Annotated in this window: 7 protein-coding genes; 4 read left to right on the top strand and 3 right to left on the bottom strand. The window is 41.7% G+C overall.

From position 1 onward, the window contains the following. Nucleotides 1-75 precede the first annotated feature (75 nt). Entirely contained in the window at nucleotides 76-309 is a 234-nt protein-coding gene (locus V7K40_RS08610) for a CTB family bacteriocin (RefSeq protein WP_334958596.1), read from the bottom strand. Between the two features lie 666 nt (nucleotides 310-975). On the opposite strand from V7K40_RS08610, the gene V7K40_RS08605 reads away from it, so the two are divergent. Then, nucleotides 976-1,845: a TauD/TfdA family dioxygenase gene (locus V7K40_RS08605; protein WP_334958594.1), complete on the top strand. Its 870-nt coding sequence runs from the start codon at nucleotides 976-978 to the stop codon at nucleotides 1,843-1,845. Nucleotides 1,846-1,889: 44 nt separating this feature from the next. On the opposite strand, the gene V7K40_RS08600 is transcribed toward V7K40_RS08605, so the two are convergent. Then, nucleotides 1,890-4,046 carry a serine/threonine-protein kinase gene (locus V7K40_RS08600; protein ID WP_334958592.1) on the bottom strand — a complete coding sequence of 719 codons (2,157 nt, stop codon included), beginning with the start codon at nucleotides 4,044-4,046 and terminating at the stop codon, nucleotides 1,890-1,892. 55 nt (nucleotides 4,047-4,101) lie between these two features. Next, nucleotides 4,102-5,784: a serine/threonine-protein kinase gene (locus V7K40_RS08595; RefSeq protein WP_334958590.1), complete on the bottom strand. Its 1,683-nt coding sequence runs from the start codon at nucleotides 5,782-5,784 to the stop codon at nucleotides 4,102-4,104. 210 nt (nucleotides 5,785-5,994) lie between these two features. On the opposite strand from V7K40_RS08595, the gene V7K40_RS08590 reads away from it, so the two are divergent. The 3 genes from V7K40_RS08590 to V7K40_RS08580 all read left to right on the top strand — a co-directional run bounded on the left by V7K40_RS08590 (nucleotide 5,995) and on the right by V7K40_RS08580 (nucleotide 11,174). Continuing rightward, nucleotides 5,995-7,554 (top strand): phenylacetate--CoA ligase family protein, encoded by a 1,560-nt coding sequence (locus V7K40_RS08590; protein WP_334958588.1) that lies wholly within the window; start codon nucleotides 5,995-5,997, stop codon nucleotides 7,552-7,554. A 538-nt stretch (nucleotides 7,555-8,092) separates the two neighbouring features. Further along, nucleotides 8,093-9,307 (top strand): Caspase domain-containing protein, encoded by a 1,215-nt coding sequence (locus tag V7K40_RS08585; RefSeq protein ID WP_334958586.1) that lies wholly within the window; start codon nucleotides 8,093-8,095, stop codon nucleotides 9,305-9,307. 778 nt (nucleotides 9,308-10,085) lie between these two features. Then, entirely contained in the window at nucleotides 10,086-11,174 is a 1,089-nt protein-coding gene (locus V7K40_RS08580; protein WP_334958584.1) for a HoxN/HupN/NixA family nickel/cobalt transporter, read from the top strand. Nucleotides 11,175-11,245 lie beyond the last annotated feature (71 nt).

Here is an 11,245-nt window from a genome sequence, read left to right as displayed (position 1 = left end):
GATAGGGGAGCGCTGATTACTCCCCTTCGTAACGCGTTGAGAGACGATGATACTCGTCGCAATCTATTGCAGAAACTAGTCAACCAATGCCTTAAACGAAGTACCTGATTTAATCAAGTCTAGGCTTAATGTTTGCACGCCACCACTTGATATACTGCTGCCGCCAGGACCAGACTTACTATATACTGGCGAGATGGTTGCAGTTTTTAATTTCAAGAGAGAATAATAGGTGTCCTCGAAAACTGCTGCACCACCAGCTACGTTTTCTTGTTGCTCTTCGGTTACATCGATAAACAAATTGTGAGACATAATTACCAACCTTTAATTGTGAGTTGAATTGATTTTCAGCTATTTAGTTGAGTGCCTTTGTTTGGTGTCTCAACCTTTCGCTTAATAAATACAATAAGTTAAAGCACTAAGGTTGTCATTTCCAGTTTCCGTAAACTTAATTACCAGATTTAGAAAACTAGATTTCACAATTACGCCACTACTATTTCCGAAAAATACATAAAGAGCAATTGCCCTGAAACTATGGCAATCCGATTTGATTGTGTGAAAAAATTTAACTATATGTAGGGTGTGTTAGTCCGGAGTCCGTAACGCACCAAAGCCTTCGGACGGTGCCGTACTTTCGTCTAATACAACGCCAGTTGCTACAACAGATAGCGCAGCGTAAAGCCTTTTCTTCTCCCTACAGCCCTTCACGGGACGGCGGCCGGCGGCGAACAGGCATCCTACGGTAGGCGCTAGCCTCTGGCAATATGAGAAGGGGAGACGCTACGCGTAGCTTGCTTACCCATAGGTGTACAGGAAGCCACAACTCTGACGCTTTGCGTAGCTTGCTTCTCCGTAGGAGTACGTGTCTACGTGTCCTTAAACATTTTTTTACTTGCCAACTTTCTGAGGTAAAATACTACTACACAAATTTCCTAACTAATTGACTACATAGTTTGCTCCAGAAATAGTTGCATAGCAATGACTCCAATAACTAAACACCAACAAAGACTCGGAATTGAAGTCCTGCGGGGTTGCAATCTTAGCAACCTCACAAATCTAGAGTTGCGTGAATTAAAGGAATCCCTTTGGAAACACGGCGTTGTGGTAGTTAGACAGCAACACCTCACCGCAAAGCAGTTGGAAGAATTTGCCAGAAAGACCTTTGGTGACTTAATGTTTGGCTATTCTAAAACCAAAACATTAGATCCTGATATTAGTCCAGACCTCCAAAGCCAATTTGTGAATATTTTGGGTAATCCCAAGGGGCTTGCTCAACCAGCAGTAGGGAAGGCGGCTTGGGAATGGCATCATGATAAAGATGGCCTTCCTCGCACAGACGGACTAGATATGAATGCACTATATGTTGTCATGCTTTATGGTGTGGAAGTGCCTGCCGAAGGTGTAAATGGGCAGCCTCACACCACAGAGTTCCTCGACATGATAGAGGCTTATAATAACCTAGATCATCAACATCAGCAGCAGTTAGAGCAGATGTCGATGTATCACTCACCACCAATGTTTTCTAAAAGTACCAATGTGGAGACTGATGTACCGAGGAAAATACATCCCATTGTATCTACTCACAAAGTCACTGATAAAAAGGGATTATATCTAGGTTCGGACACTGCGATCGCAGTTGGTATGGAAGATAGACCAGAGCAAGCAAAACGTTTCTGGCAGGATTTGTTTGGGACTGTTTTAGCCTGCACACCAGTCTACTCCCATGTTTGGCAGCCAGGAGATATTATTTTTTGGGACAACTCGCAGGTAATGCACAGAGGTGTACCCTATGAAGCAACGAATTACAAGCGAATTGCGTTGCGTTTAGGTGTAGTGGATCAGACATAATTTTTATCTCACGTAGAGACGTTCCAGACGTAGAGGATAACTCTCTACTGAGGGGTTGTCTCCTGCGTCGGTGTCGGTGTCGGTGTAGGAATGGCGGTTTCTGTGGGAGTTGGTGTTGGTGTAGGAATTGGCGTGGACGTGGGAGTTGGCGTGGGTGTTTGCGTGGGCGTTGGTGTAGGCGATGGGGGAGGGGTGGGATTTTCTGCTGTAATGCTGAGTTGATAATCTACTGGTTTCGATGCTGTAGAAACCACGACAAACTCGTAAAATCCTTTTTCTGGTAATTTAGTTGATAAATTGCGCTGGGTAGAATCTTCTAAAAATTGAATTTTGCCAGAAGGTGAATAGACTGATAACAAAACTTGGGAATTTGCTTGTAGCTTCAAGTCCAGAGATTGCTCTTTGGCAAGTCCAGCAATGAATACTTTACCACCACCAGGTTGGAGAGTACCGTTGACTGTTTTGCTGATAGCGCCCGGTTCAAAGACAAGTTTCTCAAAAGCGCTACCGCCGAGGATAGCACTGAGTTTATCGTTAACAAAACCGTACCAAACTTGTCCAATCGGCTGAACTCGGAAATTTTTACCACGCTGCTCAGGGAATATATTTAAGAAAGCAGCATCTCCCAAATCATACAAAGAACGACTACCAACGTTGATTTTGTTAACTTCTACTTTCCAGTGATCGCGTTCAGCAGTTGTGTAAGTTCCCAGTTGTCGGCGTGTATTGGCACTTAATGGTACTAGCTTTTCTAGTAATTCTGAGCCTGTTTTATCCCATTCTGCCCGCAAACCCTCATCTTCAGGGCCATCGCTGAGAGTGCGTCCCCGTAAACTGGGATTTCTGTCCCAAAAAACTTCATTAACCAAGTTAATGTAAAACTTCTCATTTATACCCAACTGTTGACGGCGATCGCTTAATCTTTCTTTACGCTGCCGTTCTGCTGGTGAATATTGCGCTAAGGGATCGGTTGGCTGATCGCTGGTTGGAATTGGGCTGGCTGTAGGATTAGGTTGGACTTCCCCGACATCGCGTCTGCTATTCACTCCCCACCAAAGTAATCCAACAGTACCAGCTACCGCCGCCGCCACAAGGAAAGTTTTTGTTGGTGTCCACCAGCTTGTGGGTTGAGGAGATGGGGGAGATGAGGGGTATGAAGGAGATGGGGGAGGTGGGGAGATGGCGACGGTGGCGGATGTGGGTTCTGGTGCAGTGGGATATTGAGTTGGGGGAAAGTTAGCTGGGGGCGGGTTGAGGATTTGGAGTACTTGACGGGCTGATTGATAGCGATCGCTTGGTCTGGTAGATAGCATTTTATCTAATACCTGTGACAAAATCGGACTCAGGCTTACTTCCCGTCGCCACTGCCAGGTAAGATTGTAGTTATCAATTAATTCTTGGGGTTGTTTCCCTGTCAATAAAACCAGCATTGTTGCAGCCATTGCATACAAGTCGCTGTGGGGAGACACTAACCCAGTTTGCATCTGTTCTGGGGGAGCAAATCCAACTTTACCCAATAGGGTTGGTGACGGGGAAGATGCAACTACAGCGGGTTGGTAATATTCGGAAGCAACGGTTGCTACTACTTGTTTGACACCACCAAAATCAATTAACATTGGCAGTTTGTCAACAGTGCGAAGCATTAAATTATCTGGAGAAATATCTCGATGAATTACTCCTAGTGAGTGGATGTATTCCAACACTGGTAAAATTGAAAGCAATAATTGGCGTACTTCCGCCTCTGTAAAACGTAAACCCTGCTGTATCCGGGCATTTAACAACGAGTTGTAAGTTTCCCCTTCGACATAATCTTGCACCAAAAACAGATATTCTTTGCCCCCTAAGTTCATGCGAAGCAGTTCCCGGAAGCGGGGAATTTGGGGATGTTGCAGTTTATAGAGAACACTCGCTTCTCTCTCAAACAGCTCTTCAGCTTTTTGGACAATGTAAGCGGTTTGAACTTGGGGGGAAAATTCTTTTAAAACACAAAGTTCGCGGAAACGGTTGACATCTTCAGCTAAATAAGTGCGTCCAAAGCCACCTTGGCCTATTTGACGCACAATTATATAGCGATCGCCTAAAGTTAGTCCCGGTTGGATACTATAACTCATGGGCGTATCCAACAATTTTTCACCACACTGGAGACAAAAGCGACTACCTGGGGAATTTTCATGTCCTTTAGAACAATAGATTGAATTCATAGGAAAGTGAGCAGTTAAGAGTTAATTCATAACTCATCACTTATAACTCTTAACTCTATTTTTGTACTTTACTGACTTGATCAGCTGCGATCGCATACCAAATTTGACCAAAAGTCTGTTGATTCAGTTTCCCACGCTGCTGACCAGGAAACAACCGATCAAATTTTTCATTTGTCTGTTTGTTCAGTTGATTAATTGTATAGTTCCCGAATTGCCCTGATCGCGCTTGTCGTCTCCATGTTTCGTAATCTTGTGCAGTATATTTACCCAATTTATGACGAGCTGCTGTACTGAGGTTAGCCTGTTCTAGTTTATTCAATAAATCGTCAGCGATACCAGCCCATTCATCTCGTAAACCAGCGTCTTCAAGTTTAGATGTGAGGCTACGTCCCTTTAATTCTGGTTTTTTTGTATAAAATAAGTTATCTACGAAGGGAATAAAAAACCCTTTAGTAATTTCTAGCTGTTGGCTACGACTGACAATTTCCTGGAGATCGCCATTTTTTCCTTTGTCGCTGACTGGTTTACTACTCGGATTTGGGAAGTGGGGAATTTGCGGTAATGAAATTGATGGGATAGTAATTGAAGTTACACTCCGAATAACTGCATTTCCCACCGCCAAAGTTAATCCAACTAAAGCTGTTCCCCCTAAACTGATCACAAAAGGGCGAATCCAAACAGGCCAAGATATCGGTTTAGCGATCACTTGGGTTTTGCTCTGGAATCCACTCACAACAGCACTGGCGCGTTGTCTTCCCGGAGCAACTACCATGGTCTTGATCTTGCCCGTAATATAATTACCTGTGGGTTTAGTAGCAGTTGGCGATGGTAAATCTTTGAGGATTTGCTCGGCTCGTTGATAGCGATCGCTCGGTTTATAAGCCAGCATCTTTTTTAACACCGCTTCCAGTTGGGGACTAACTTGAATTTCTTTTGCCCATCCCCAAATTCCCTGATAGCTGTCGTATAATTTTTGCGGTTCTTTCCCTGTAAGCAACACCAATGATGTTACCGCTAAAGAATATAAATCACTACTTAAAAATACTTTACCCTGCCGTAGCTGTTCTTCTGGAGCGTAGCCCTTTTTACCCAGCAAAGTGTTATTTCCAACTAACCTAGTCTGCCAAAAACCTTGATAAGCTGGCAATTGCTTGACACCACCAAAATCAATCAGCACTGGTAGATGATCAGAACGCCGCCAAATCAGATTATCAGGAGTGATATCACGGTGAACCACATCTTGTGAGTGGATGTAGGATAACACAGGTAAAATCTGTTGCAGTAGGGTAATTACTTCCTCTTCACTGAAGGTTTTTCCTTGACTCTGACGCTGTTCTAATAATTGGTAGTAATTGTCACCATCCACATAATCTTGTATTAGAAAGAAAAAATCTTTAGTGCCTATCTTCACTTGTAGCGAGGCGTGAAAATGCGGAATCTGTGGATGCTGGAGTTTTTTCAGAACATTTGCTTCTCGCTCAAATAACTCTTTAGCTTTTTGTAAATCTTGCTGTTCTTGTACTTGGGGTGCAAATTCCTTCAGCACACATGTTTGATGGGATTTACTTCTATCCTGTGCCAAATAGGTGCGTCCAAAGCCGCCCTGCCCTAAATGACGGATAATTTGATAGCGATTATCCACCACCTGTCCCACAGCAAGAGGTAATGGCTCACCACAATGGATACAAAAGCGGTTACTACCATTATTTGTGTGTTGTTTACTGCAATAGAGCTGCATGGTGCTGAAGGATAAGTTAAGGTTTTATTGATTGACTACGACCTGCATACCCTCATTTTCGGATATTTTAGGAAATGTTAAAAGCAGGGTGTTCCTATATAAAATTCGTGTTGTTAACAATTACTGGAGTTTTAAGAGTATTAGATAACAGCTAAAATACTGGCAGCAAGTAACGGTGTTGGTTCTACTTCAGGATAAACAACAAGCGTCATGAACTGCAAATCACAACAGCAGCGAGCAATTAAAGCATTTGAAGATTTTTTGTCTACCCCCTTAGAAACGCTACTGCAACGGCATCTCAACACTCAAACTTCGGCAGCTTTGAGTTTATTTCACGATGTGGCGGCTAATGTACCAGCTTACAAGGCTTTTTTAGCAGAAAGGGAAATTAATCCGGCGACTATTCAAAGCTTAGAGGAGTTTCAAAAACTCCCCGCGATCGCTAAACAAAATTATATACTGCGTTATCCTTTAGCTGACTTGTGCCGCAACGGGCAACTCCAAGCGTGCGACATGATAGCTGCTTCATCAGGTTCTAGTGGAAAACCGACATTTTGGCCCCGTTTTTTCACAGATGAACTCCAAATCGCCACACGCTTTGAACAGATTTTTCACGATAGTTTTCATGCAGATACTCGACGTACCCTAGCAGTGATTTGTTTCACTTTGGGCACTTGGGTAGGTGGAATATTTACTACTAATTGCTGTCGTTATCTTGCTAGCAAAGGTTATCCCATCACTGTAATTACTCCTGGTAATAATAAAGAAGAAATTTTGCGAGTTGTCCAAGAACTAGGTTCAGCACGGCAGTCGCTACAACGGGGGGAACCCCCGCAAAGCGCTGCCTTATTTGAGCAAGTGGTGCTATTGGGATACCCGCCATTTTTAAAAGATGTAATTGATACTGGTATCGCCCGTAGTGTGGAGTGGCAGCAATATCAGATTAAATTAGTGATGGCGGGAGAAGTATTTAGTGAAGAATGGCGGAGTTTAGTTGGCGAAAGAGTTGGTTCACAAAATCCTTGCTCTGATTTTGCATCACTTTACGGCACTGCGGATGCGGGAGTTTTGGGTAATGAAACACCGTTAAGTATCTGCATTCGCCGTTTTTTGGCAAAAAATCCCGATGCAGCTAGAGCTTTATTTGGGGAATCACGTTTACCCACATTAGTACAGTATGATCCTTGCAGTCGCTTTTTTGAAGTTCACGATGGCGGATTGCTGTTTTCTGGAGATAACGGTATTCCCTTAGTGCGTTATGACATCTTGGATACTGGCGGAATAATTAGTTATGATGCCATGCTGCAATTTTTAGCAGAATGGGGATTTAACCCGCTCGAAAATCTCTGTTCTAACACTCAACAATCACCTAGAGGTATTCATCAGCTACCTTTTGTTTATGTCTTCGGTCGTTCTAACTTTACAGTTTCTTACTTTGGCGCAAATATCTATCCAGAAAATGTGACGGTAGGATTAGAGCAACCAATAATTCAAGAATGGGTGACGGGTAAATTTGTCTTGCAGGTACAGGAAGATGCAGACAAGAATCGATTTTTATCGGTGGTTGTGGAGTTAGCACCAGGGGTAGAGAGTAGTGAAGCTCATAGACTTGCGATCGCATCTTCTATTCTTTCACAACTGCTACGCTTAAATAGCGAGTTTGCTAATTATGTTCCGCCAGAATATCAAACACCACAAGTTACATTAGCCCCAATGGGTGATTCCGAATATTTCCCCATTGGCGTGAAGCATCGCTATACCCGTCAATAGAGAATGGGACAATAGTTTTCAGTTAAATGCAAATTTATCGTTTACGTGAGTTACACCCGTAGGGGCACGGCACTGCCGTGCCCTGCACTTAGCGATATAATGTTGTACCGCATGTGAATGGGAACCGCTATAAATTATCCAAATAAACTAACCACTCCAGATGCAGAGAACGCACAGATAAGAGAAATAGAGAAGATTTTTGCGTCAATTTGAGGATATTTTTTTATTTGGAAGTCGCTTAATCAATTCATCGTGGCAATCAAAAAAGCGATCGCATTCCCATCCTGTTCAAAATATGCAAATAATATTAATTAGCGTAAATGCCGAAAACCGTATTCAGTTTAGCTCCAAATATTATAGGTGGTTTACCTATTGAGTCCCATATTAACCTTCTTCCGGGGTTAAAAATACCCTAAGACGTACTAGCATTTTTTGTGCTTACTTTTCTAATTCACCATATTTACTTATTGTTACACATTTTAGTTATCTCACGCTTACCTACTTAAGATAGCATTAAATAATACAGGACAATTACCAAATGCGCCGCTTATTAGTTAGTTTTACCTGTGGCTTGCTAGCTGTATTTGCATATTCTAGAGTAGTAAGTCTACAAGAAACTCATATTTGTCTAAGTTCGCATTCAACACCAAATTTTTTAGTTGTAAGTGGTGGTGGTGCGCCTTCTTACAACGAAATTGCTTTAGAGAAAAATGTACTTTACTTTCAGCGTACCCTGCAATTCATGGGGTACAATCCAAAACAAGTCGCATCGATTTTTTTTGCCAATGGTAACGATGGACAAGCCTCTGTGCGCTATATTGACCAGCAAAGAAGACAGCAATTTAAAAGACCAAATATTCCCTACCTTCAAGGCGCTACTACTTTAGATAACTTAGAGCGTTATTTCCAGCAGTTAGCACAACAGAAAAGTTCTAAAGTTTCGTTTTTATACTTTACAGGACATGGAGGCAAAAATATACAAGACCTAGATAACAATTATTTTGTGTTGTGGAACGGACAAAAGTTGAGCGTCACACAGTTTTCTCAAATGCTAGATAAAATGCCAAGCGAGACACCTGTTGTAACAATGATGGCTCAGTGTTTTTCTGGCTCTTTTGCTAATTTTATCTATGAAGATGGGAATCCCAAACATCCTGTAGCACTTCAAACACGTTGTGGATTCTTTGCAACTATTAAAAGTCTACCTTCAGTCGGCTGTACACCAGAGGTAAATGAAGCTGATTATCGAGATTATAGTTCTAGCTTCTTTGCAGGTTTGAGTGGACGCGATCGCACAGGTAAAACGGTGAGTTCTGCTGACTACAATCAAGATGGACGAATTAGTTATGCCGAAGCTCATGCTTTTGCAAAGGTGGATGAAAAATCGAATGATTTACCAATATCGACTTCTGAGGCTTGGTTGCAGAACAAAGTTTCTCCAATACAGAAAAAGGCAATTCTTACTCAATCAATTAGTCAAATTTTAAAGACAGCTCGTCCTGAACAGCGTTATGTAATCAATTCTTTAATGAAAAAGTTTAGTTTAGACAAACAAGAGCCTGCTTTGCAGGTTTTAGGAAATATAGATAATGATAAAATTCCAACTAATGAACAACAGGCTTATTTAAAACGTTTGAATAGGGAACTAATTAACATTGCTGTCGAAAAGCAGATCCGTACGAATGGCAATCAAAAAGATATTGCAATACTTGATCGTTTGGTGAAGTGTGAGAGTGGTTCTTGGAAAAAATAAATCAACTAAATCAATTGGGTGCGGCTCTTATAGAACCCATTTGGTATCTTGTAGACTGTTCAAATAACAGTATTATTCTCTGCTTATAGAAATCTTGGATAAATATTTTGTGGTATAATTTTGAGTTATATTAATTTCATAGAAATAATTTATAAGTTTTTTCGATTAAATATTATCAAGCGATCACTATATAGACTCGAAAGCGGCTTCTACACAGACAGCGTAACAAGCAACAAGTAGGCATCATTACACCATGAATGATGCCCATTGCTTTGCGTAGGCGTAGCCCGCCGCAGGCATTGCATAATCGCACCTTAGTAGTTAAGCTCGTCAGCAAACAGGTAGGCGTAGCCCGTCGTAGACATCGCAGATCATCTCCTTGTCGCCTAATAATAAGTCGTACACTATAAATGTTTGCGACACATCAATTATTCGTAAGGGCACAACATTGTCGTGCCTTTACCTAATATGTTGCATTCTTTTTTCAAATTGGTATAAGAATGGGATTTTTTTACTGTGCTGACAAGTTTTATTTATAAAGATTTAAGCCTGCTAATGCTGCTTACAGTTATGAAGTATCACCGACTAGTCACGCTTTTGACATAACTTTGCAATGCCTCTGTCATTTAGATAGGTTTTACTTAACCTTACGTCAATGTCAATATAAATAATATTCATGAATGAAAACGAAATAGCTGGCTCAGTATGCTGGTACACCTCATACAGAGTCTGATTCGTTTTTCACTTTGTCGAAATATGCCTTTACGAGGAGTGATAAATGCTATCCGGATTTTCGCGTGTTTTCAACGATAGTTCCAGAAACGTTAGACGTAAAGTTATCAACATTTATGCTTTCCTGATTGGCGTGAATATTTTAGTCTGGGTAGTTTCTCTGATTACATTCCATCGCTACCCCCTTCTGCTTGGCACTGCCGTATTAGCTTATAGCTTTGGTCTACGTCATGCTGTAGATGCTGATCACATCGCTGCGATTGACAATGTTACCCGTAAATTGATGCAGGAGAACAAACGACCTGTTTCTGTTGGGTTCTTCTTCTCTCTAGGTCATTCCACCGTTGTAATTGCCGCCTCTGTTGCGATCGCTTTAACCACTACAACCATCCATAACGACTTTCCTAGTTTGGAAAAGCTTGGAGGGCTAATTAGCAGTACCGTTTCTGCACTTTTCCTACTAGCAATTGCAGCAATCAATATGGTGGTGCTGTGGGATGTTTATAAGACCTTCCAAAGCGTCAAGCAGGGAGGAATCTACGATGAGCAATCCTTAGATGAATTTTTGAACCAACGTGGGCTACTCGGTCGCATCTTCCGTCCTTTGTTTCGGTTGATAGATAGTAGCTGGAAAATGTTTCCTTTAGGTTTCCTTTTTGGTTTAGGCTTTGACACGGCGACAGAGGTAGCACTGCTGGGGATTTCTGCCAATCAAGCAGCTCAAGGTTTGCCTATCTGGTCGATCCTATTGTTTCCAGCTTTGTTCACAGCAGGTATGTCCCTGATTGACACCACTGACGGTATTTTAATGCTTGGTGCTTATGGCTGGGCTTACGTAAAACCAATCCGCAAGCTCTACTACAACATGACCATTACCCTTGTTTCTGTACTAGTTGCTGTGATCATTGGTGGAATTGAGGCTCTCAATATTATTGGTAATCACTTACAACTGAAAAGTCCATTTTGGGATTTCATTAGTCAATTAAGTGATAACTTTGGCACAATTGGTTACTTAATCATTGCCATCTTTATATTAAGTTGGTTACTTTCGACTATCATCTACAAAGTCAATAAATATGATGAGTTGGAAGTCACTAGTGCTACAACCGTTAAACACAGGAAAAATAGGCATTGAGCCTATATGCGTGATATAAAAGTTAGGGACTTTTAAAAAATAAAATATTCCAGTATAAATAATGATAACCC

Source organism: Nostoc sp., assembly GCF_036917195.1.
Classification (GTDB): Bacteria; Cyanobacteriota; Cyanobacteriia; order Cyanobacteriales; family Nostocaceae; genus Nostoc.
This window is presented reverse-complemented; position numbering and strand designations above follow the sequence as displayed.

Excerpts from the sequence above, each read along its gene's own strand:
- V7K40_RS08610 (WP_334958596.1), bottom strand. The coding sequence starts at position 309 with ATGTCTCACAATTTGTTTATCGATGTAACCGAAGAGCAACAAGAAAAC.
- V7K40_RS08580 (WP_334958584.1), top strand. The coding sequence starts at position 10,086 with ATGCTATCCGGATTTTCGCGTGTTTTCAACGATAGTTCCAGAAACGTT.
- V7K40_RS08605 (WP_334958594.1), top strand. The coding sequence starts at position 976 with ATGACTCCAATAACTAAACACCAACAAAGACTCGGAATTGAAGTCCTG.
- V7K40_RS08595 (WP_334958590.1), bottom strand. The coding sequence starts at position 5,784 with ATGCAGCTCTATTGCAGTAAACAACACACAAATAATGGTAGTAACCGC.
- V7K40_RS08590 (WP_334958588.1), top strand. The coding sequence starts at position 5,995 with ATGAACTGCAAATCACAACAGCAGCGAGCAATTAAAGCATTTGAAGAT.
- V7K40_RS08600 (WP_334958592.1), bottom strand. The coding sequence starts at position 4,046 with ATGAATTCAATCTATTGTTCTAAAGGACATGAAAATTCCCCAGGTAGT.
- V7K40_RS08585 (WP_334958586.1), top strand. The coding sequence starts at position 8,093 with ATGCGCCGCTTATTAGTTAGTTTTACCTGTGGCTTGCTAGCTGTATTT.